At 72.1% G+C, this 21,486-nt stretch carries 19 protein-coding genes; 13 read left to right on the top strand and 6 right to left on the bottom strand.

The window, feature by feature from the left end:
* Window positions 1–36 precede the first annotated feature (36 nt).
* Together fes and DY218_RS16065 are read right to left on the bottom strand one after the other, a co-directional pair.
* A complete protein-coding gene (gene fes / locus DY218_RS16070; RefSeq protein ID WP_128556721.1) occupies window positions 37–1,350 on the bottom strand; it encodes an enterochelin esterase in 1,314 nt (437 codons plus the stop codon).
* Window positions 1,347–2,495, bottom strand: a complete 1,149-nt coding sequence (locus DY218_RS16065) for a nucleotide disphospho-sugar-binding domain-containing protein (protein WP_128556720.1) — start codon at window positions 2,493–2,495, stop codon at window positions 1,347–1,349. Before DY218_RS16065 ends, fes begins: the two co-directional genes overlap by 4 nt.
* Window positions 2,496–2,678: 183 nt before the next feature.
* Here DY218_RS16065 and DY218_RS16060 point away from each other — a divergent pair, with 183 nt between their 5' ends.
* From DY218_RS16060 to DY218_RS16025, 8 genes are all read left to right on the top strand, one after another.
* The gene (locus tag DY218_RS16060) at window positions 2,679–6,368 is read left to right on the top strand and encodes an ABC transporter ATP-binding protein (RefSeq protein WP_128556719.1); all 3,690 of its coding nucleotides are present in this window, start codon (window positions 2,679–2,681) and stop codon (window positions 6,366–6,368) included.
* Window positions 6,369–6,433: 65 nt separating this feature from the next.
* On the top strand, window positions 6,434–7,501 hold the full coding sequence (locus tag DY218_RS16055) for a glucose-1-phosphate thymidylyltransferase (protein ID WP_128556718.1): 1,068 nt from the start codon (window positions 6,434–6,436) through the stop codon (window positions 7,499–7,501).
* A 63-nt stretch (window positions 7,502–7,564) separates the two neighbouring features.
* Window positions 7,565–8,524: a dTDP-glucose 4,6-dehydratase gene (gene rfbB, locus DY218_RS16050; protein WP_128556717.1), complete on the top strand. Its 960-nt coding sequence runs from the start codon at window positions 7,565–7,567 to the stop codon at window positions 8,522–8,524.
* Window positions 8,521–9,429, top strand: a complete 909-nt coding sequence (rfbD, locus tag DY218_RS16045; protein WP_128556716.1) for a dTDP-4-dehydrorhamnose reductase — start codon at window positions 8,521–8,523, stop codon at window positions 9,427–9,429. The genes rfbB and rfbD overlap by 4 nt, the downstream gene beginning before the upstream one ends.
* Window positions 9,417–10,040, top strand: coding sequence for a dTDP-4-dehydrorhamnose 3,5-epimerase family protein (locus DY218_RS16040; RefSeq protein ID WP_128556715.1), 624 nt, complete (start codon window positions 9,417–9,419; stop codon window positions 10,038–10,040). Before rfbD ends, DY218_RS16040 begins: the two co-directional genes overlap by 13 nt.
* Entirely contained in the window at window positions 10,037–11,086 is a 1,050-nt protein-coding gene (locus tag DY218_RS16035; protein ID WP_407703634.1) for a FecCD family ABC transporter permease, read from the top strand. The genes DY218_RS16040 and DY218_RS16035 overlap by 4 nt, the downstream gene beginning before the upstream one ends.
* A gap of 68 nt (window positions 11,087–11,154) precedes the next feature.
* Window positions 11,155–12,150 (top strand): FecCD family ABC transporter permease, encoded by a 996-nt coding sequence (locus DY218_RS16030; protein WP_128556796.1) that lies wholly within the window; start codon window positions 11,155–11,157, stop codon window positions 12,148–12,150.
* Window positions 12,151–12,217: 67 nt separating this feature from the next.
* Window positions 12,218–12,691, top strand: coding sequence for a protein-tyrosine phosphatase family protein (locus DY218_RS16025; protein ID WP_128556714.1), 474 nt, complete (start codon window positions 12,218–12,220; stop codon window positions 12,689–12,691).
* A 6-nt stretch (window positions 12,692–12,697) separates the two neighbouring features.
* On the opposite strand, the gene DY218_RS16020 is transcribed toward DY218_RS16025, so the two are convergent.
* Window positions 12,698–13,357 carry a response regulator gene (locus DY218_RS16020; protein ID WP_128556713.1) on the bottom strand — a complete coding sequence of 220 codons (660 nt, stop codon included), beginning with the start codon at window positions 13,355–13,357 and terminating at the stop codon, window positions 12,698–12,700.
* A gap of 2 nt (window positions 13,358–13,359) precedes the next feature.
* Window positions 13,360–14,313, bottom strand: coding sequence for a sensor histidine kinase (locus DY218_RS16015; RefSeq protein WP_128556712.1), 954 nt, complete (start codon window positions 14,311–14,313; stop codon window positions 13,360–13,362).
* A 357-nt stretch (window positions 14,314–14,670) separates the two neighbouring features.
* On the opposite strand from DY218_RS16015, the gene DY218_RS16010 reads away from it, so the two are divergent.
* From DY218_RS16010 to DY218_RS16000, 3 genes are all read left to right on the top strand, one after another.
* The gene (locus DY218_RS16010; protein ID WP_128556711.1) at window positions 14,671–15,972 is read left to right on the top strand and encodes an ArsB/NhaD family transporter; all 1,302 of its coding nucleotides are present in this window, start codon (window positions 14,671–14,673) and stop codon (window positions 15,970–15,972) included.
* Window positions 15,973–16,010: 38 nt separating this feature from the next.
* Complete coding sequence (locus DY218_RS16005; protein WP_128556710.1) at window positions 16,011–16,298, top strand: DUF3040 domain-containing protein; 288 nt, start codon at window positions 16,011–16,013, stop codon at window positions 16,296–16,298.
* Window positions 16,299–16,370: 72 nt separating this feature from the next.
* Window positions 16,371–17,894: a potassium/proton antiporter gene (locus DY218_RS16000; protein ID WP_128556709.1), complete on the top strand. Its 1,524-nt coding sequence runs from the start codon at window positions 16,371–16,373 to the stop codon at window positions 17,892–17,894.
* A 42-nt stretch (window positions 17,895–17,936) separates the two neighbouring features.
* Here DY218_RS16000 and DY218_RS15995 read toward each other — a convergent pair whose 3' ends face one another.
* Window positions 17,937–18,638 (bottom strand): ribonuclease H family protein, encoded by a 702-nt coding sequence (locus tag DY218_RS15995; protein WP_128556708.1) that lies wholly within the window; start codon window positions 18,636–18,638, stop codon window positions 17,937–17,939.
* Window positions 18,639–18,686: 48 nt separating this feature from the next.
* A complete protein-coding gene (locus tag DY218_RS15990; protein WP_128556707.1) occupies window positions 18,687–19,463 on the bottom strand; it encodes a class I SAM-dependent methyltransferase in 777 nt (258 codons plus the stop codon).
* 235 nt (window positions 19,464–19,698) lie between these two features.
* Here DY218_RS15990 and DY218_RS15985 point away from each other — a divergent pair, with 235 nt between their 5' ends.
* Both DY218_RS15985 and DY218_RS15980 read left to right on the top strand, forming a co-directional pair.
* Entirely contained in the window at window positions 19,699–20,430 is a 732-nt protein-coding gene (locus DY218_RS15985) for an HNH endonuclease family protein (protein ID WP_128556706.1), read from the top strand.
* Window positions 20,431–20,562: 132 nt separating this feature from the next.
* Complete coding sequence (locus tag DY218_RS15980) at window positions 20,563–21,408, top strand: L,D-transpeptidase (protein WP_233521631.1); 846 nt, start codon at window positions 20,563–20,565, stop codon at window positions 21,406–21,408.
* Window positions 21,409–21,486: the final 78 nt, after the last annotated feature.

Raw genomic sequence — 21,486 nt, 5'->3', positions numbered from 1 at the left:
TGTGGGGGGTGGCGGTCGTGGGGTGTGCAGCGGCGGTCAGCCGTACGTCCCGAGGACTTCGACCAGGCCGTCGGCGAGCGAGCCGCGCCAGCAGGCGTAGTCGTGGCCGCCGTGGTACTCGGTGAGCCGGACGCTCCGGCCCTTGGCGAGCAGGGCGTCGCGCAGCGCACGGCTCTGCCGGACCATCTCGCCCTCGTGCCTGCCGACGTCCAGGCGTACGGTCACGGGGCGAGGCTCCGCGTCCGCGACGAGTCCGACCAGCCACGGGACGGCGCCGTCCGCCGTCTTCGGCACGCCGGGCGCGAGCCCGGGCCGCCACCACAGCGAGGCCGACTGGGCCAGTACGTGACCGAACCGGTCGGGCCGCACATGTCCGGCGTAGAGCGCGGTCATGGCGCCGAGGCTCTGCCCCGAGACGAGCGTGCGGGACGGGTCGGTGGTGATGCCCCAGCGTCCGGCTGCCCAGGGCAGCAACTCGTCGGCCAGGAAGCGCACATAGCTGTCACGTGCGCCCAGTTCGCTCCAGCGGGTGCGGTTGTCCACCGCGTCCGGCGCCAGCACGGCGAACGGCGGCACCGCCCGGTCGGCGATCAGCGCGTCCAGGGTGTCCTGCAGGCCCAGTTCCCCGAACCACATGTCGCCGTCGCACAGGACGAGCACCGGCAGTCCACCGGCCGGCGCGGCGCCGGGCGGCAGATAGACCCACACGTCACGCTCGGCTCCGAGCGCGGCGCTGCGCTGCCGGTGGCGCTCCACACGGCCCCGCTCGATGCCCGACCGCCGCTCGGCCCAGGGTTGCGGCGGAGCGTCCGGCAGGGCGAAGACGGAGCTCGCCGCGTCCCGCCAACGGGACGGAATCGTATGCGGGTTGAGCGGATCGGCCTCGCCGTGGCGGGACAGCGCGCGCAGCCGGTTCTGCACCTCGTCGGCCGAGGCCGGCGGCGGTCCGGGTGAGATGTCGGCGACCAGCTGGTACGAGCCGCGGTGCTCGCTCGGCAGCCGCAGACACAGATGCCAGATGTCGGTGTCCGGCACCCGGTGCAGGAGCGAGCCCGCGAGATGGTCCCGGTCGATCAGCCGGTTCGCGAGCAGCAGCACGCGCCGGGTGGCCCGGTGGCCGAACCAGAGGAACGTGACCGCGCAGTGGCCGGGGTCGTCGGGCAGCGGCTCGACGAGCGGGGTGCCGTTCTCGCGGGCGTGACGGGTGAACTCGGCCACCGCGGCGGCTCGTTCACCGGGGCTCGCGTGCTCGATGCGCGCGATGAGGCGCTCGACGGCCGGGCTGGTGAGGGTGCGCGGGACTTCGGCCGCGAGGCCGGTGCCGTCCTGCGGGGGAGCGGGGCTCGTCACCGCAGCTCACCTCCCGTACGGGCCAGTTCGACGAGCCGCTGCACGGTCTCGCCGGGGCTGGGTGTGGCGGCCATCTCCTGGGCGACGGCGCTTGCCGCCTCCCGCAGATCGGTGTCCGAGAGGAGGCGTTCCACGAGGTCGGGGGTGAGGTCGTCCGGGCCGTCCGGGACGATTCCGCAGCCGCGGGCGCGGACCGCAGCGGCGTTCGCGGGCCGGTCGGCGCCCTCGCCGAGCACGATCTGCGGGAGCCCCGAATCGAGCGCGGTCAGGGTGGTGCCGGCGCCGCCGTGGTGGATGACCGCATCGCTGGCGGCGAGCAGCGAACTCAGCGGCAGCCAGTCCACCGGGCGTACGTTCTCCGGGAGTCGGCCCAGGTCGGTGAGGTCGGCGCCGCCGAGGGCGAGGACGAACTCGGCGTTGATCTCGCGTGCCGCGTCCACCACCCACTTCATCGGGGACACCCCGTCGACCACCGGGCGCACCGTGCCGAGGGTGACCGTGATGCGAGGCCTCGAGCGCTGTTCGTAGAGCCAGTGCGGCAGGTTCGCGCCGCCGTTGAACGGCACGAAGCGCTGGAACCAGCGGCGCGGCTCCCGGGTGGTGGACATGCTGGGCGGTGCCACGTCGAGCCAGGCGGAGATCGGATCGGGGCCGGCCAGACCGTGGCGTTCGTACCCCGCTGCCAGGGCGTCGTTCATCATGCCGACGTGCGCCGAGGTGTGCCCGAAGCCGACCGCGTGCAGCACGGACGGTACCTTGAGGCGGGCGGCGACCAGCTGGCCCACCACGCCGTTCGGAGTGTGCACGACCAGGTCGGGGGAGAAGGACTCCGCGGTGGCGACCATCCGGTCGGCCATCTCCTCGCTGAAGAAGGAGAATCCCTTGCCCTTCGGTGGCGCGCCCCGCTCGCCCGGCGCCGGTGGCTTCTTGCCGCGCCGGTCCCGCTCCATCTGGGCATACAGGGCATCGGGGTCGATTCCGGGAGCGCAGTCCACGGCGAGCAGGCCGGCCTCGGCGGTGCGCTGCACGGCCGATCCGCAGGTGCCGAGCAGGACGTCGTGCCCGGCGGCCCGCAGGGCATGGGCGAGCGGAACCAAGGGGTACAGGAGCCCGAAGAAGGGCGGACCGGCGAAGAGGACGCGCATCGTCTCCCGCTTTCTCGTTTCGATGGCGGTGGGGGTCGGTCGACGTCCGGGGCGGGTCCGTCCGTCGGGCAGCCGCACTTGTGGGGCCAACTCCCCACCCGGGAAGGGGAATCGGGCGCGAAGCTTGGCCGATTCCGGATCCGGTGTGACAACTGGAAGTTAGCTTAGCCTAAGCTAACCTGCATGGTGAATGGATCCCCACCCCGGACCAGAGGTCTGCGCCGGCTCATGGCCGCCTGCCGCAGCAAGCCCCGACTGCTGAGCGCGGTGGTGCTCAGTTCCGTCTTCGGCACCGGCCTCGAGGCCTTCGGGCCGCTGATCGCGGGTACGGCCGTGAACGACGCGGTCGCGGGACGCAGTCACCGTACGGTGGAACTCGCCGTCCTGCTCGTCGTCCTCGCCCTCGTGCAGTTCGGCGCCGAGTTCACCCGCCGCTTCTACGCCGGGAAACTCGCCCTCGCCGTACAGCACCAGCTGCGCACCCAGGTCTTCGACTCCGTGCAGCGCTACGACGGAGTCAAGCAGGATGTGCTCCGTACCGGCCAGGTGGTCTCCCGCGCCAACAGCGATCTGCAGCAGATTCAGGTCATGCTCGGGATGCTCCCCATCCCGATCGGCGTGACCACGCTCTTCATCGCCTCGGTGACCGCCATGCTGTGGCTCTCCGCCCCGCTGACCGTCGTCGCCCTCACCGTCGTGCCGTCCCTCGCGCTCGTCGCCGCCCGCAGCCGCAAGCGCCTGGTCCCCGCCACCCGGGCCGCCCAGGCGCAGGCGGCCGCCGTCGCCGAGCACGTGGAGGAGACCGTCACCGGCGTACGCGTCGTCAAGGGCTTCGGACAGGAGGACCGGGAGACCGACCGCCTCGCGCACACCGCGCGCGGACTCTTCTCCCGCCGCGTCCTGGTCGCCCGGCTGCAGGCGGGCGCCACCGCCACCATGGCCGCACTGCCCGCCGCGGGACAGGTCGGAGTGCTCGCCCTCGGCGGCTGGCTCGCCCTGCGCGGCACCATCGACGTCGGCACCTTCCTCGCCTTCGCCGGCTATCTGACCCTGCTCGCCGGACCCGCCCGACTGCTCGCGAACTTCACGGTCACCGCCCAGCAGGCCCGCGCCGCCGTCGAGCGGGTGCACGAACTCATCGACGCCACCCCGGACATCACCGACGCCCCCGACGCCGTCGACGTCCCCGGCGGCCCCGATGACCCGCTCGAGCTCGAACTGCGCGACGTCACCTTCGGCTACGCCCCCAGCGACCCCGTACTCAGCGACCTCAGCCTGACCGTGGGCGCCGGCGAGACCCTCGCCGTCGTCGGACCCTCCGGCTCCGGCAAGTCCACCGTCTCGCTGCTCGTCAGCCGCTTCTACGACCCCCAGTCGGGCAGCGTGCGCCTCGGACCGCCCGGCGCCGCCGCCGACCTCAAGTCCCTCCGCCTGGCCTCGCTGCGCACCACCGTGGGCAGCGTCTTCGAGGACCCGTTCCTGTTCTCCTGCTCGATACGCGAGAACATCGCCCACGGCCGCCCCGACGCCACCGACGACGAGGTGCGCGCCGCGGCCGAAGCGGCGCACGCACACGGATTCATCACCGAACTCCCCGACGGATACGACACCGAGGCCGGCGAACGCGGCAACCGCCTCTCCGGCGGCCAGCGACAGCGCATCGCCCTGGCCCGCGCCCTCGTCGCCCGCCCCCGGCTCCTCGTACTCGACGACGCCACCTCGGCCGTCGACCCGGCCACCGAGAGCGAGATCCACGACGCCCTGCGCACCGCCACCGAGGGCCGCACCACCGTCCTGATCGCGCACCGCCGCTCCACCCTCTCGCTCGCCGACCGCATCGCCGTACTCGACGAGGGCCGCCTCGTCGACATCGGCACCGAGGCCGAACTCACCGAACGCTGCCCGCTGTTCAACGAACTCCTCGCCGGCGCCAGCGGATCCGTCGACGAGCGCATCGCGCCCGCCACCGACAGCGACCGGCTGACCGCCGAACTCTGGCCGCGGCCCGCCGAGTCGGAGCAGCCTGCCGCCCCGGCACCGGGCACACCGTCCGCAGCGGACGACGACCCCGAACTCGACGAGCGTGAACTGCGCACCCCCGTCAGCCGGTTCGGCCTCGGCGCCCTGCTCCGCCCGGTCCGCGCCGCGCTCCTCGTCGGCCTCGCCCTGCTCGCCGTCGACACCGCGGCCGGCACCGCCCTGCCCCTACTCGTCCGGCACGGGCTCGACGACGGAGTCGGCGAAGGCGACGGAACGACCCTCGCCCTGTACGTCGCGCTCGCCGCCGTCGCCGTGGCGCTCGCCTGGTGCGCCTTCAATGTGCAGGCCCGCGTCACCCGCCGGGCCGGCGAACGCGTCCTGTACGGACTGCGGGTGCGCACCTTCGCCCAACTGCAGCGCCTCGGACTCGACTTCTACGAGCGCGAACGCGGCGGCCAGGTGATGACCAGGATCGTCAACGACATCGACGCGCTCGCCCAGTTCCTGCAGGCCAACCTGGTCACCTCGGCCGCCTCCGCGGCCACCCTCACCGGCGCCGTCTGCGCCATGCTGATCGTCCACCCGCCGCTCGCCCTCGCCGCCCTCGCGCTGCTCCCGCTCGTCGCCGTCGCCACCGCCGTCTTCTGGCGGCTCTCCTCCGCCGCGTACGACGAGGCCAGGCGGCGCATCGGCGAGGTCAACTCCAGCCTCCAGGAGAACGTCAGCGGACTGCGCACCGCCCAGTCGCAGGGCCGCGAACAGGCCGCCGCCGCGGACTTCGACAAGCTCTCCGACGCCTACCGCGCCGCCCGGCTCAAGGCCCAGCGCTACGCCTCCGTCTACTTCCCCGCGATCAACCTGTGCGCCGAACTCTCCAAGGCCCTGGTGCTGTTGGTCGGCGCCCACCGGGTCGCATCCGGCGACCTCAGCTCGGGCATCCTGGTCGCCTTCATGCTCTACCTGGGCATGTTCTTCTCCCCGATCCAGCAGCTGTCCCTCGCCTTCGACAGCTACCAGCAGGCCTCCGTCGGCCTGCGTCGCATCGTCCAACTGCTGCGCACCGAACCGGCCGTACTGCGGACCGACGACCCGGCGCCGCTGCCCGACCGGCTCGCCGGCGCCGTCGAACTGACCGCCGTGGAGCACCGCTACCCGAACACCGGCCGCCCCTCGCTCGCCGAGGTCTCGCTGCGCATCGAGCCCGGCGAAACGGTCGCCCTGGTCGGCGAGACCGGCGCCGGCAAGTCGACCGTGGTCAAACTGCTCGCCCGGTTCTACGACCCGGACGCCGGGTCCGTCACCGTGGACGGCACCGACGTACGGCGCTGGGACCCCTCCGCGTACCGGCGGCTCATCGGCTATGTGCCGCAGGAGGCGCATCTGTTCACCGGGACCATCGCCGACAACATCCGCTACGGGCGGCCCGACGCGAGCGACCACGAGGTGGAGGCCGCCGCCCGCGCCGTCGGCGCCCACGAGGTGGTGGCCGCCCGGCCGTACGGCTTCCACCAGCCGGTGGCCGAGGGCGGGCGCTCGCTGTCCGCCGGCGAGCGCCAGCTGATCGCCCTCGCCCGGGCCGAACTCGTCGACCCCGGACTGCTGTTGCTCGACGAGGCGACCGCCGCCCTCGACCCGGCCACCGAACGCGCCGTGACCGCGGCAGGCGACCGGCTCGCCACCGGCCGCCGCACCACCGTCCTGGTCGCCCACCGCATGTCCACCGCGTCCCGCGCCGACCGGATCGTCGTCCTCGACGACGGCCGCATCGCCGAACACGGCACGCACGAGGAACTCCTCGCCGCCGACGGCCGCTACGCCGACCTCTGGCGACGCAGCGGCTCCGGCGACACCCCCGCGCCCGCACCGGACGAAGCCGTCCCGGTCCGCGGCTGACCCCACCCGTACCCGCCGACCCGCGCACGCCCCCCACATCCGAACGACTCAGGAGTGATCCGACCGTGAAGGCACTCGTCCTCGCAGGTGGCACCGGAAGCCGCCTGCGGCCGATCACGCACACCTCCGCCAAGCAACTCGTCCCCGTCGCCAACAAGCCCGTCCTCTTCTACGGCATCGAGTCCCTGGTCGCCGCCGGCATCACCGACATCGGCATCGTCACCGGCGACACCGCCCAGGAGATCGAGGCGGCCGTCGGCGACGGCTCCGACTTCGGCGCCCGCGTCACCTACCTCGCCCAGGACAAGCCGCTCGGCCTCGCGCACGCCGTACTCATCGCCCGGGACTGGCTCGGCGAGGACGACTTCGTGATGTATCTCGGCGACAACTTCGTCGTCGGTGGCATCACCGAACTCGTCGACGGGTTCCGCACCAGCCGGCCCGACGCCCAGATCCTGCTCACCCGGGTCAGCGACCCGACCGCCTTCGGCGTCGCCGAACTCGACGCCGAAGGACGGGTGGTGGACCTGGAGGAGAAGCCCGCCGCGCCGCGCAGCGACCTGGCCCTGGTCGGCGTCTATCTGTTCTCGCCGGCCGTGCACGAGGCCGTACGCTCCATCAAGCCGTCGGCGCGCGGCGAACTCGAGATCACCGATGCCATCCAGTGGCTGGTCGACGAGGGGTGCACCGTCACCCCCACCATGATCACCGGCTACTGGAAGGACACCGGGAACGTCACCGACATGCTCGAGGTCAACCGGTCCGTCCTCGAAGGCGTCGAGCCGGTCCGCCACGGCACGGTCGACGAGACGAGCGAACTCGTCGGACGGGTCAGGATCGAACCGGGCGCGAGCGTCGTCCGGTCCAGGATCGTCGGCCCCGCGGTGATCGGCAGCAACAGCGTCATCACCGACTCGTACGTCGGCCCCTCCACCTCAGTGGACGACGACTGCGTGATCACCGGCAGCGAGCTGGAGTTCTCCATCGTGCTCGGCGGCTCCCGCATCGAGCACGCCGGACGTATCGAGGGCTCCCTGATCGGCCGTGGCGTGCAGGTCACCGGGGTGCAACGCGCCCCGCGCGCCCACCGGTTGGTCCTCGGTGACCACAGCCGCGCCCAGCTCACCGCCTGACGCCACACCACCGCCCCGGCCGCGGCAAGCCGCCCGCGCCGGAGCCCGAACCGAGAGTCCCCCATGCGTCTGCTCGTCACCGGGGGAGCCGGCTTCATCGGCTCCCACTTCGTCCGCTCGCTCCTCGCGGACGACGACCCCCGCACCGTCACCGTCCTCGACCTCCTCACCTACGCCGGCAACCGCGCCAACCTGGCGTCCGTCGCCGACGACCCGCGCCTGACCTTCGTGCACGGCGACATCCGCGACCGGCCGCTCGTCGACTCACTGCTCGCCGAACACGACGCGGTCGTGCACTTCGCCGCCGAATCCCACGTGGACCGCTCGATCGCCTCCGGCACCGACTTCGTCTCCACCAACGTCCTCGGCACCCAGACCCTCCTCGAATCGGCCCTGCACCACGGCATCGACCGCTTCGTGCACATCTCCACCGACGAGGTCTACGGATCCATCGAGTCCGGCTCCTGGACCGAGGAACAGCCGCTCGCCCCCAACTCCCCGTACTCCGCCTCCAAGGCGGGCTCCGACCTGCTCGCCCTCGCCTACCACCGCACCCACGGCCTGGACGTCCGCATCACCCGCTGCTCCAACAACTACGGGCCGTACCAGCACCCCGAGAAGGTCGTCCCGCTGTTCACCACCCGGCTGCTCGACGGAGGACGGGTGCCGCTCTACGGCGACGGCAAGAACTCCCGCGACTGGCTGCACGTCGACGACCACTGCCGGGCCGTACGCCTGGTCCTCGACGCGGGCCGGGCCGGCGAGATCTACCACATCGGCGGCGGCACCGAACTGACCAACCGCGAGCTCACCGAGCGCCTCCTTCAGGCCTGCGGCCGCACCTGGGACAGCGTCGACCACGTGACCGACCGGCCGGGCCACGACCTGCGGTACAGCGTCGACTGGTCCAAGGCCCGCGACGAACTCGGCTACCGGCCGCACCACGACCTGGCCCCCGGCCTGGCCGAGACCGTCGACTGGTACCGCACGCACCGCGACTGGTGGCAGGAGACGGCCCGGTGATCCGCCACCTGGTCATCGGCGCCACCGGCATGCTCGGCAGCGAACTCTGCGCCCTGCTCGCCGCCGAGGGGGAGTCGTACGCCGCACTCGGCCGGCCGGACCTCGACCTCACCGACGAACGAGCCGTCCACGCGGCCCTCCGCGCCCTCACCCCGGACGTCGTCGTCAACTGCGCGGCCTGGACCGACGTCGACGGCGCCGAGTCCGACGAGGACGCGGCGACCCGGGTGAACGGCGACGCGGTGCGCGGACTCGCCCGCGCCTGCGCGCACACCGGAGCGCGCCTGCTGCACGTCTCCACCGACTACGTCTTCGCCGGCGACGACCCCGACCCGCGCGCCGAGGGCGCCCCCACCGCACCCCGTACCGCCTACGGCCGCTCCAAGCTCGCCGGCGAGCAGGCCGTACTCGACGAACTGCCCGACACCGGCACCGTCGTACGCACCGCCTGGCTGTACGGAAGCGGCGGCCGCAACTTCGTCAGCACGATGATCGCCAAGGCCCGCGCAGGCGAGCCGGTGCGCGTCGTCGACGACCAGCACGGCCAGCCCACCTGGGCCAGGGACGTGGCCGGCCGGCTCCTCGAGCTCGCCGGGACCCCGCACCCCGGTGTCTTCCACGCCACCGCCGGCGGCCGCACCACCTGGTACGGGCTCGCCCGCGCCGTGTACCGGCACGTCGGCGCCGATCCCGCGCTCGTCTCGCCGCAGCGCAGCGCGGAACTCCGACGCGCCGCCGTACGACCCGAGTTCAGCGTCCTGTCGCACGATCGCTGGGCGGCCGTGGGCCTCGCACCACCGCGCTCCTGGGCCGACGCACTCGCCGAGGCGATGCCGACCCTCACCGATTCCATCAGCCCCACGTCCCCCACCGACCGAGAAGGAGCAGCAGCGTGCACTCGCTGAGCATCGAAGGGGCATGGGTCCGCACCCCACCCGTGCACCACGACGACCGCGGAAGCTTCCACGAGTGGTTCCGCGACGACGCCTTCCGGCAGGCGGTCGGCCATCCGGCACAGCTCGCCCAGGCCAACTGCTCGGTCTCCCGGCGCGGCGCACTGCGCGGCGTCCACTTCGCGGACGTGCCACCGGGCCAGGCCAAGTACGTGACCTGCGTGGCCGGTTCGGTGCTCGACGCGGTCGTCGACCTGCGCACCGGATCGCCCACCTACGGCCGTTCGGAGACCGTGCTGCTCGACGCCCGCGAAGGCACCGCGGTCTACCTCTCGGAGGGAATCGGGCACGCGTTCCTGGCCCTCAGCGACGAGGCGACCGTGGTCTACCTCTGCTCCACCGGATACGCGCCCGGCCGCGAGCACGGGGTGCACCCGCTCGACCCCGAGATCGGCATCGACTGGCCGGCCGACATCGCCCCGGTGCTCTCGCCCCGCGACGCCGCGGCCCCGATGCTCGCCGAGGCCGAGTCCGCCGGTCTGCTGCCGACGTACGAAGAGTGCCTGCGGCAACGCCACTCGCTCACGGACAAGGCGCACCCGGTGCCGGAGGCATCCCGTTGACCACCACGACCGCACCACCGCCCCCTCGGGTCGAGGCGGAGCCACAGCGCCGCACCCGGCGGTCCGTACGGATCGCCGGTCTGGTGCTCGGGCTCGCCCTCCTGGTCGTCGCGGTGGCCGCCGGCCTGGCGGTCGGCACCCAGCGCATCCCGCTCTCCGACGTCTGGACGGCCCTGGTCGACCACTCCGGCACCCGGAACGACCGGATCGTGCGCGAACTGCGGCTGCCCCGCACGCTGATCGGGGTGGCCGCGGGCGCGGCGCTCGGCCTGGCCGGCGCCCTGATGCAGACCCTGACCCGCAATCCGCTCGCCGACCCGGGGCTGCTCGGGGTCAACGCGGGAGCCTCGGCCGCCGTGGTCACCGCGATCAGCGTGTTCGGCGTCGGCACCTTCTCCGGATACCTCTGGTTCTCGCTGGCCGGCGCCGCCGTGGCCGCCACCCTGGTCAATGCGCTCGGCGGCAGCCGTGCGGCCACCCCGGTCCGGCTCGCCCTGGCCGGCACGGCGGTCAACGCGGCGCTCTTCGGATACGTCAACGGCCTGCAGCTCGTCGACCTCGGCGCACTGGAGACCATGCGCCACTGGTCGATCGGCTCGCTCGCCGGCCGCGACGCCCAACTGCTGCTCAACGCGCTGCCGTTGCTCCTCACCGGCGCCGTGCTCGCGCTCGCACTCTCCGGACCGCTCGGTGCGCTCGCGCTCGGCGACGACACCGCCAAGGCACTCGGCGCCCACACCGGACGCACCCGCGTCCTGTCCATCGTCGCCATCACCCTGCTCTGCGGAGGGGCGACCGCGGTGTGCGGACCGATCGGCTTCATCGGCCTGATGATCCCGCACGCGGTACGGCCGTTCTGCGGCACCGATCCACGCTGGCTGTTCCCGTACTCGGCGCTCTTCGCCCCCTCCCTGCTGCTGTTCTCGGACGTGGTGGGCCGGATCGTGGTGCCGCCGTCCGAGATCGAGGTCGGCATCGTCACGGCCTTCATCGGCGGCCTGCTCTTCATTCATCTGGTGCGGCAGCGGAAGGTGGCCAAGCTGTGACTCCCGTCGGACACGCCCCCGATGGCCTGGAGGTGCGCCGCAGTCATCTGCGCACCCGCACCTGGTCGATGCGGTACGACCGCCGGGCCGTCCTCGTCTGCGCGGCGCTCCTCGTGGTCGGCGCGTTGGCGACGGTCTTCGCCATCGGCACGGGACGGTACTCCCTGACACCGGTCGAGGTGGTCGAGACGCTGGCCGGCGGCGGGCCGCCCGGAGCCGAGTTCATCGTCCTCGACCTGCGCCTTCCCCGGGCACTCGACGCGATCCTGGTCGGATTCGCCATGGGGATGTCCGGTGCCGTCTTCCAGTCCCTGTCGCGCAACCCGCTCGGCAGCCCGGACATCATCGGCTTCGGCAACGGCGCCTCCGCGGGCGCGCTGGTGGCCATCATCATGTTCGACCTGGGCAGCGCGCAGACCGCGCTCGGCGCGGTGGTCGGCGGCTGCCTGACCGCCGCCGCCGTCTATCTGCTCGCCTGGAAGCGCGGGGTGCACGGCTACCGTCTGGTGCTCGTCGGCATCGGCGCCTCCGCCGTACTCGGCTCTGCGACCAGCTTCCTCTACGTACGCGCCGAGATCGGCAAGGCGGCACAGGCGGCGACCTGGATGGTGGGCTCGCTCAACGGCCGCGGCTGGAGCGATGTGACCATCGCCGCGATCGGCCTGATCGTCCTCGTCCCGGTCATCCTGGCCAACGCCCGCCGGCTCACCCTGCTCGAGATGGGCGACGACACGGCGGCGGCCCTCGGCGTACGCCCCGAACGCAGCCGGGTCACGCTGCTCGCGGCCGGCACCGGACTCACCGCGATGGCCGTCGCGGCCGCCGGGCCGATCCCGTTCATCGCCCTGGCCGCGCCGCAGTTGGCCCGCCGGGTGACCCGCTCGGCCGGCCCGAACGTACTGCCCGCGGCCTGGATGGGCGCCGTCCTGGTCGGCGCCGCCGACCTGCTGACCCAGCGCATCTCCAGCTCCGCACTGCTCCCCGTCGGGGTGGTGTCCGGAGTCGGCGGCGGTGTGTACCTGGCCTGGCTGCTGCTGCGCGAACGCAAGTCGGGGAGGCTCTGAGCAGGAGTCAGGGGGCTCTGGGCACGGGCCGTTCCCGGACGGGGGAGCGGCTCACTACGATGGCGCGATGACTACGCTCTGGGACCGTGACGCGCCTGGTGTGATGGAGCTGCCCTCCGGTGCGATGGTCCGCGGTCGCGGACTGCGCCACCCCCTGCCGACCGGACCGCAGCCGACCTTCTCCGTCACGCTGCTCGGCAAGGAACCGCCGCCAGCCGACTGGGAGACCCGCTGGATCCGCTGGCCGGACTTCCGCCTGCCGGCGGATCCGGCACAGGTCCGCACCGTACTCACCGAAGCGCTGCGGCGCGCCCCTGCCGAGCGCGTGGAGATCGCCTGCGGCGGCGGCATCGGCCGCACCGGCACCGCCCTCGCCTGCCTCGCCGTCCTGGACGGCGTACCACCCGAGGACGCCGTCGCCTACGTACGCCGGCACTACCACGGGCACGCCGTCGAAACCCCCTGGCAGCGGCGGTACGTGCGGAACTTCGCGCCGGAGTCCGCCGACGGGGGCTCCGGCACTCCTCCTACGGCTCGATGAGTTCGACTACGGCTCGATGAGTCCGACCCGGATCGCATAGCGGGTCAGCTCGAGGCGGTCCCGAAGCCCCAGCTTCTGCAGCAGATTCGCGCGGTGCCGCTCCACGGTCTTGCTGCTGATCACCAGGAGATCGGCGATCTCCTGCGAGGTGTGCCCCTCGGCCACCAGCTTGAGGATCTCCTCCTCACGGTCCGTGATCGCCTTCTCCGGCATGGAACCGCCCTGCCGCGCGCGGTCCAGATAGTTGCGGATCAGGGCCGCGACCGCTCCCGGATAGATGAACGGCTCGTCCCGCATCGCGGCCCGGCAGGCCTCGAGCAGATCCCGGTCGGCCACCGACTTCAGCACATAGCCGCTGGCACCGGACTTCAGCGCCTCGAAGAAGTACTGCTCGTTGTCGTACATCGTCAGAATCAGAATGCGCAGGTCGGGCAGCAGCCGGGACAGCTCACGCGCCGCCTGCAGTCCGGTGAGCCGGGGCATCGCAATGTCGAGAATGGCCAGATCGGGCTGGTACTCGCGGGCCTTCTCGATGGCCTCCGCGCCGTCCCCGGCCTCGGCCACCACATGCAGATCGTCCTCCCCGTCCAGGATGAGGCGCACCCCGCGGCGGACCAGCGCATGGTCGTCCGCGAGCAGAATGCGGGTCGTGGATCCCTCGGCCATGGTCAGCTTCCCCCGTTCTTGACGGGTACGTGCAGACGTACCCGCGTACCGCGGCCCGGAGCCGGCCCTATCACGAGCTCGGCACCGACCAGGAGTGCGCGCTCGCGCATGCCGCGGATCCCCGCGCCCTCGGCCGCCGCGCCGATCCCGATGCCGTCGTCGGCCACGAGCAGGTCGACGCCGCCGGGCGCGGTGCGCAGCGTCAGCTCCGCGCGCCTGGCCTCCGAATGCCGCACGGCATTGGTCAGACCCTCCTGCGCGACCCGGTAAAGGACCAGCTCCGTCTCGTGGTCCAGAGCCGGCAGATCGGAGTCGAAGTGGCGCTCGACCGTGAGATCGGTGTGCTCCGCCATCTCGTTGGCCAGCGCCTTGAGCGAACTGATCAGGCCGAGCTCCTCCAGGACACCGGGCCGAAGGCGCCGCGCGATGCGCCGGATCTCGTCCAGGCTGGCCCGCGTCGTCTCCTGGACCTGGTGCAGCTGTGGCCGCAGGTCGGAAGGGGCCTGGTCGGCGACCCGCTTCAGCTCGAGCAGGACCGCGGTCAGCGTCTGGCCGATCTCGTCGTGCAGCTCCTGGGCGATCCGGCGCCGCTCCGCCTCCTGGGCGGAGAGCGCGAGCCCGCTGCTCGCCGCCCGTTCGGCCTCGAGGCGGTCGAGCATCGTGTTGAACGTCTGGATGAGCCCGGCGATCTCGCCGTGTCCCGACACCACGGGCCGCCGCCCGGGACGCAGCAGATCCGTGGTGCTCATCGCCCGGGTCAGCCGCTGCAGCGGAGCGAGACCCACTCGGAGCAGCGCGGCGTTCGCCGTCAGCATCGCCGCGAGCCCGCCGGCCAGGATCAGGGCCTCGGTCAGCAGGACCGGCGTGGAGATGGTCACCGGGCCGAGCAGCAGCAGGCCGGCGGCGGCGAACAGCACCGTCGCGTTGAGCAGGAAGATCCGCCAGAACAGGGACACGGAGCAAGGCCTCCTCGGGGTCGGGAGCGGGAGCGCAACCGCAGCATCGCGGCGGCCCTCAGTGTCCCCTGTGCCCCGCCCGTCCAGGACAGGCGGGGGCGCCTCGGCGGGCCGGTGCTCCGCATGGCCCGCGCGCACGACGCCCGTTCAATGTGCGCCGATTCCGGCGCCGCTGTCCATCCGGCGCGGCACCCATCCGCCACCCCCTCTGCAGGTCGCTCCCCGCCCCATTTGGGTGTCGGCCCCGATGGCCCCGCAGGTCCCGTCGGGTGAGGGTAGAACCCGGACAACTGGACCGGGAGGAGTCCCTTCTGCGGAGTGCTGCGGACGGCGGCCCACTACAGGAGGGAGGCGGGTATGACTCTGACCGCCTGGATGGCCGTCGTCGTGTTCGCAGCCGTCTATGTCCTGATCGCGACCGAGTACGTGCACCGGGTCGCGGCGGCTCTGGGCGGCGCAGTGGTGATGCTCGTCATCGGCGCCACCGACCCCGAGCACGCCTTCTACTCCGAGCATGCCGGGATCGACTGGAACGTCATCTTCCTGCTGCTCGGGATGATGCTGATCGTGGCCGTGCTGAAACGCACGGGCATCTTCGAGTACATCGCCATCGCGGCGGCCAAACGGGCCCGGGGCAGACCCTTCAGACTGATGGTGCTCCTGGTCGTGGCGACCGGCTTCCTGTCCGCCTGGCTGGACAACGTCACCACGGTGCTGCTCATCGCACCCGTCACCATCCTCGTCTGCCGCAAACTCGGCCTGCCCGTCGTCCCCTACCTCATCGCCGAGGTGATGGCCTGCAACATCGGCGGCGCCGCCACACTCATCGGCGACCCGCCGAACATCATGATCGCCTCCCGTGCGGGTCTGTCGTTCAACGACTTCCTGCTGCACATGACGCCGATCGTGATCGTCCTGATGGTCATCTTCTGTCTGATGTGCCGCGTCATGTTCCGCAAGGCCTTCCGGCAGGTGGACGAGGACAAGGTCCACGCCGTGATGGAGATGGACGAACGCGACGCGATCACCAATCCGCGGCTGCTCGCGGTGAGCTCGGTCGTGGTGCTCCTCGTCATGACCTGTTTCGTCCTGCACACCACCCTGCACGTGGAGCCCTCGGTCGTGGCGATCAGCGGCGGGCTGATCCTGCTCGCGATATCGCGCCTCGACTCCGGCGAGGTCGTCAAGGACGTCGAGTGGGAGACCCTCGCGTTCTTCGCCGGACTGTTCGTGATGGTCGGCGCGATGGTGCAGACCGGCGTGATCGGCCAGATCGGCGAGGCGGCGGCCAACGCCACCCAGGGTGAACTGCTCGGCACCTCCATGGCGTTGGTGTTCGGCTCCGTGATTCCCTCCGCCGTCATCGACAACATCCCGTTCGTCGCCTCGGTCAGCCCCATCGTCACCGAGATCGTCGAGGCGGCCGGCGGTATGGAGAAGGCGGAGATGCTCTGGTGGTCGTTCGCCCTCGGCGCCGACCTCGCCGGCAACGCCACGATCATCGCCTCCTCGGCGAACGTCGTCGTCATCGGGATCGCCGAGCGCGAGGGGCATCACATCTCGTTCTGGCAGTTCAGCCGTATCGGGCTGATCGTCACAGCGGTCACCGTCAGCGTCGCGGGTCTGTACGTATGGCTCCGCTACTTCGCCCTGGCCTGACGGTGGCAGAGCACATGACAGGGCCTTCGGGAGGAGACATGACCGAGTCCGAGAACCGTCGTCTCGGCGACCTCGAGAAGCGCATGGAGCGCGAGGACCCCGAGTTCGCACGTTCGCTGGCCGACGGGCGGCCGCGCAGCCCCCGCGAGTACCGGCGGGGCCGAGCCTGGCTCGTCCTTGCCGTGGCGGTCGGCTGCCTCGGATTCGGCATCGGCATCGGGCACGGCCTGCTGCTGGCCACGGGCCTCGTCGTCGCAGGCATCGCCGGCCACCTCTTCGACCCGCAGCGCCGTCGACCGCACGGACCAGGACCCGACATCGGCTGATCCCCGCACCCTGCTCACCGGGCACCGGCCATACGCCCCACCGGTGCCCCGCCAGCCGACGGAGGCCACGACATGACACTGCAGCAGCTGTACCTGGTGCTGCTCATCGCCGGCGTGGTGCTGCTCGCGAGCATCGCCGCCGCCCGCACCGCCCATCGGCTCGGACTGCCCAGCCTGCTGCTCTTCCTCGCCGTCGGCGTCATCATCGGCGAGGACGTCCTGGGGCTGCCCTTCGACGACGCCCAGCTCGCCCAGGCCCTCGGCACCTCGGCGCTCGCCGTGATTCTCGTCGATGGCGGTCTCACCACCCGCTGGGCGGACGTGCGCCGCCTCCTCGCGCCCGCCGGCGTGCTCGCCCTCGCCGGGGTGGCGATCTCCGTCGGAGTCACGGCCGCCGGCGCCCACTACCTGCTCGGCATGGACCTGCATCTCGCGCTGCTGCTCGGCGCGATCGTCTCGTCCACGGACGCCGCCGCCGTCTTCGCCGTGCTCAGATCGCTGCCGCTCCCGCACAAGGTCACCGCGCTCCTGGAGGCCGAGTCCGGTTTCAACGACGCCCCGACGATCATCCTCGTCCTGGTGTTCAGCACCTCGCTCGCCGATCTGCCCGGCCCGGCGGCCATCGTGGGCAATGTGTTCTTCCAGCTGTCCGTGGGCGCCGTGCTCGGTCTGCTCATCGGGTGGATCGGTGTCATCGCACTCCGGCACATCGCGCTGCCCGCCACCGGCCTGTATCCACTCGCGACCGTCGCCTTCGGCATCCTCGCCTTCGCGGCCGGCGGCGCCGCCGGCGCGAGCGGCATCATCGCCGCCTATCTCTCCGGACTTGTGCTCGGCAACTCCAAGCTGCCGCACCGGGCCGCGACCCGCTCCTTCGCCGAGGGCGCAGGATGGCTCGCCCAGATCGGGCTCTTCGTGATGCTCGGGCTGCTCGTCACGCCCAGCGAACTGCCGCCGGCCATCCTGCCCGCGCTCGGCGTCGGACTGATCCTGCTGCTCGCCGCCCGGCCCGTCTCGGTGGCCCTCTGCCTGATCCCGTTCCGTACGCCGTGGCAGGAGCAGGCCTTCATCTCCTGGGCCGGGCTGCGCGGCGCCGTGCCCATCGTGCTCGCCACGTTCCCCATCGTGGCCGGCGTGGACGGCGCCCGTGACCTGCTGAACATCGTCTTCGTACTGGTCGTGGTCTTCACCCTGGTCCAGGGCCCCACCCTGGCCGCGCTCGCGCGGCGCCTCGGGCTCACCCACGGCGGGCAGCTGCGCGACATCGAGGTGGAGACGGCGCCCCTCGACGTGCTCGACGCCGATCTGCTCACCGCCACCGTGCCACCCGGATCACGCCTCGCCGGTGTGGCCGTCTTCGAGCTCAGGCTGCCGCGGCCGACCGTCCTCACCCTGATCGTCCGGGACGGCACGACGCTGGTCCCCGACGCGGCCACCGTGCTGCGGACCGGCGACGAACTGCTCCTGATCACCACACCGGCCACCCGCGAGGCGACGGAACGGCGGCTGCGCGCGGTCGGCCGCCGCGGCAAACTGGCCCGCTGGCTCGGCGAGGTGGGCGCACCGGAATCGGTGGACCGGGCGGGAAACGACTGACCGGGGCCCGCGGGAGACCGCGGCCCACCCGCCGGCGGCCGGTCAGGACTCCCGGCACTCCGGGTGACCCCAGCTGGTGGCGCCCTTGGCAATCTGCTCCCCGGCCGCGTACGAGCGTCCGCAGGAGCAACGGCCCGCGAACTTGGCCTTGATCACACCGGATCCGCCCCGGCGGGCGCCCGCCTTCTTCTGCGGCGCCCGGCGCCGGGTCGCCGCACCGCCCGAACCACCGCCGCCCGTCATCGCGTCGAGGCGCGGGCCCGGCACCTCCGCGGTGCCGTGCGCGGTCCCGAAGGCCCGCTGCTCGGTGGCCGCGTCGCTCGCCGCGGCGTCCGCGATCGCGTTGAGCGGATCCCCGTCGACCTGGTGCGCGGGTACGTAGCGGAACTCGACGTCGCGGCCGGTGAGCAACTCGTCGATGCGGATGACCAGTTCGCGGTTGGCGACCGGCTTCTTGGACGCGGTCAGCCAGCCGTTGCGCCGCCAGCCGGCCAACCACTTCGTGACCGCGTTCATGGCGTACTGGGAGTCCATCCGGACCTCGAGCGGCACGGCGGGATCCGTGGCCTCGAGCAGCTCCGCGAGAGCCGTCAGCTCCGCGATGTTGTTGGTCGCCGTGCCCAGCGGCCCGGCCTCCCAGCGCTCGGGCCGGCCCGCGGCGTCGGCGACGACCCAGCCCCAGCCGGCCGGACCCGGATTCTTCTTCGCGGCGCCGTCACAGGCCGCGATGATGCGTTCGGACATCCCCCGATCATGCCAGGGTCCGCGAGCGGGTCGGACCGTACGGGGGGTTCAGCGGCGTACCGCCGTGACCGCCCAGGTCCGGTGCAGAATCTCGAGGACGTCCCCAGGGAACCGGGTGCGCAGCACCGACTCCAGCGCATCGGTGAAGCGGTCCACCTCGGCCTCCGCAAGGCTCGCGCCGACGCCCGCACTCGCCCTGATGCGCCCGGTCCAGGCCTCCGGCGTGTACGGGACGTCGAGGTCGAAGGAGAAGGTCTCGATGCCGCCGAAGCCCGCCACCGCGAGGTCGGTGAGCCAGCGCGGGTACAGGCCCGTGCCGCCGCCGTACGCCCAGTCCGGATTGAACTCGGTGATCAACTCCTCGGTGGCGGCCACCGCATTGCCCGGCAGCGGCAGCCAGTCGAAGTGGGCGATCACCACACGGCCACCGGGGCGCAGCAGCCTGCGCACCTCGGCGGCCGCCCGCGGCGCATCGAACCAGTGCCAGCACTGACCGGCCGACACCACGTCGTAGCCGCCGCCCGCGAGTCCCGTGTCCTCGGCCGTCGCGACCCGGTGGGTGACGTTCACGCCCGCCTCGCGGTCCAGTGCTTCGGCCTGCTGCAAGAGGGGTGCCGCCGGGTCCACGCCTGTCACGCGTCCGCCCGCCAGGGCGAAGAGCCGGGCGAGGGTGCCGGTGCCGGTGCCGAGGTCGACGACGTCCCGGCCGTCCACGGCGACGCCCCGCTCCGCGAGCCGGGTGACCAGTTCCGGCGGGAACCCCGCGCGGTGGCGGGCGTAGTCGTCGGCCGTGCGACCGAAGTCGGGACGTGCCTGCTCAGCCATCGGTGCTCTCCCTCCGTCCCGGCGGCCACCGGGGCGCGTCCATGATCGAACGCGCCGCGAGGCCGATCAAGAGGGCCGGGCGGGCCGGCGTCAACTGCGCCTCCACCGGGCCGAGTCCGGCGCACCGGACGAGCCCGACGCCGCCCGCACCCCCGCGCGCGTTTACCCCTCCGCGGCGCCGGATAGTGTGCGCCTCGGCCGCAACAGTGCGCAGGGCGAGGGGAATCGGCAGGTCATGGTGCGTCAGCAGGTCCGTTGGCAGTGGATTTCGGGGGCGGCGGCCGTGCTGGCGGTGGTGGCCGGATGCACCGCCGGGCAGGACGGAGCCGCACCGGGGGCGGGCGACGGCAAGCCGTCCGCATCCGATTCTCCGGCCGAAGGCGCCGGCGGCGGCCCGGCGGAAGGCACCACCACGCTGCCCGGCATGCCCTCGGCCCAGCGGGCACGGTCACAACTCGACGCCCTGCGGGTGGCGGAGCAGGCCTCGATGACCGGCTACAGCCGAGCCAAGTTCCCGCACTGGGCCGAGCAGGGCGAACGCTGCGACACCCGCGAGACGATCCTGGAGCGCGACGGCGAGGACGTACGGCAGAACGACGAGTGCCGGGCCGTGTCCGGCACCTGGGTCAGTGTGTACGACGACAAGTCGTTCACCGACTCCGGCGACCTCGACATCGATCACATGGTGCCGCTCGCCAACGCCTGGCGGTCCGGAGCACGCGACTGGCCCCAGGAGCGGCGCAAGGCCTTCGCCAACGACCTGACCCACCCGCAACTCCTCGCGGTGTCCGCCGCCTCCAACCGCTCCAAGGGCGACCAGGGCCCCGACGAGTGGCAGCCGCCGGCCCGGACGTACTGGTGCCTGTACGCACGCGCCTGGACCTCGGTGAAGTCGACGTACGAGCTGACCGTCACTCAGGAGGAGAAGAACAAGCTCGGCGAGATGCTGGACACCTGCCCGTCCTGAACAGCTCCGGCCCGCCCCCGCCGGACGCCCTGCTCGGCCATGCGGAGCAGTTGCACTGCGCACCCGCACGCACGCGCTTAGAACCGAACCTGAGTCATACTCCCCAACCCCCTTCGACAGGGAGGAAGGTCGGTGCGCGCTGTGAAGTCGCGTATCTCCACCGCAGGGCTGTCTCTCTGCTCCGCGGCCCTGGCCGGCCAGCTGCTGGCCGCCTCACCCGCCCTCGCACAGCAGGACCGTGCCCCGAGCGCCGCGGAAGAGGCCTGCACGGCAGGTTCCGGTGCGTACCAGTGGCAGCTCGAGAAGAAGCTCGGGCTCAAGGAGGACGGAGTCCAGACCACCGAGGACTGCGTCGCCATCCGCAAACTGCAGCAGCGCCTCGGCATCGAGCCGGCCGACGGCAAGGCCGATCTGAAGACCTACCGGCTGCTCCTCGTCGACGAGGTCAGGAAGAACCCCAACGCCCAGGGCAGGTGTCCCGTCCGCGAGTACCGGGTGACCTGCGTCGACCTCAACCGGCAGATCCTGTGGGTGCAGACGGGCAAGAAGGTCGTCTTCGCGCCCGTGCCGATCCGCAGCGGCAAGGACGGCTACGAGACCCGGCTCGGCTGGCACAAGATCTACCTCAAGCGTGAGCGGCACTTCTCGACGATCTACAACAACGCCCCGATGCCGCACTCGCAGTTCTTCAACGGCGGGCAGGCCTTCCACGGCACCGAGTCCGACCTCTTCAAATCCGGTTCGCACGGCTGCGTCAACATGTACGCGAACGACGCCAAGCGGCTGTACGAGCTGCTGAAGGTCGGCGACCGGGTCTATGTGTGGGGCACCAAGCCCGGCACCGGCAAGCGCGACGGCGGTGTCCTCCCCGACGACGTGCTGATCGCCCAGGGCTTCGGCTCGGACGGCATCACCGAGGACCCGGCCGTGGACGAGCCCCTGACCGCCCACGACATCGCGGAAGCCGTACGCGAATAGGAGGGTGATCCGCAATAGGAGGGTGATCCGCGACCCGTACGGCGAACGGGGCGGGCGGAGCGGCTCACCGGCCGCTCC

Origin of the sequence: Streptomyces triticagri, assembly GCF_003429565.1 — a bacterium.
Classification (GTDB): domain Bacteria; phylum Actinomycetota; class Actinomycetes; order Streptomycetales; family Streptomycetaceae; genus Streptomyces; species Streptomyces triticagri.
The sequence above is the reverse complement of the archived record's forward strand: the minus strand, read 5'-3'. Positions and strand labels throughout refer to the sequence as shown.

What these genes read in the sequence shown, in the direction of transcription:
- DY218_RS16065 (WP_128556720.1), bottom strand. Translation starts at nt 2,495, where the DNA reads ATGCGCGTCCTCTTCGCCGGTCCGCCCTTCTTCGGGCTCCTGTACCCC.
- DY218_RS16060 (WP_128556719.1), top strand. Translation starts at nt 2,679, where the DNA reads ATGGTGAATGGATCCCCACCCCGGACCAGAGGTCTGCGCCGGCTCATG.
- rfbB (WP_128556717.1), top strand. Translation starts at nt 7,565, where the DNA reads ATGCGTCTGCTCGTCACCGGGGGAGCCGGCTTCATCGGCTCCCACTTC.
- DY218_RS16030 (WP_128556796.1), top strand. Translation starts at nt 11,155, where the DNA reads ATGCGGTACGACCGCCGGGCCGTCCTCGTCTGCGCGGCGCTCCTCGTG.
- DY218_RS16025 (WP_128556714.1), top strand. Translation starts at nt 12,218, where the DNA reads ATGACTACGCTCTGGGACCGTGACGCGCCTGGTGTGATGGAGCTGCCC.
- DY218_RS16020 (WP_128556713.1), bottom strand. Translation starts at nt 13,357, where the DNA reads ATGGCCGAGGGATCCACGACCCGCATTCTGCTCGCGGACGACCATGCG.
- DY218_RS16010 (WP_128556711.1), top strand. Translation starts at nt 14,671, where the DNA reads ATGACTCTGACCGCCTGGATGGCCGTCGTCGTGTTCGCAGCCGTCTAT.
- DY218_RS16005 (WP_128556710.1), top strand. Translation starts at nt 16,011, where the DNA reads ATGACCGAGTCCGAGAACCGTCGTCTCGGCGACCTCGAGAAGCGCATG.
- DY218_RS16000 (WP_128556709.1), top strand. Translation starts at nt 16,371, where the DNA reads ATGACACTGCAGCAGCTGTACCTGGTGCTGCTCATCGCCGGCGTGGTG.
- DY218_RS15995 (WP_128556708.1), bottom strand. Translation starts at nt 18,638, where the DNA reads ATGTCCGAACGCATCATCGCGGCCTGTGACGGCGCCGCGAAGAAGAAT.
- DY218_RS15990 (WP_128556707.1), bottom strand. Translation starts at nt 19,463, where the DNA reads ATGGCTGAGCAGGCACGTCCCGACTTCGGTCGCACGGCCGACGACTAC.
- DY218_RS15985 (WP_128556706.1), top strand. Translation starts at nt 19,699, where the DNA reads ATGGTGCGTCAGCAGGTCCGTTGGCAGTGGATTTCGGGGGCGGCGGCC.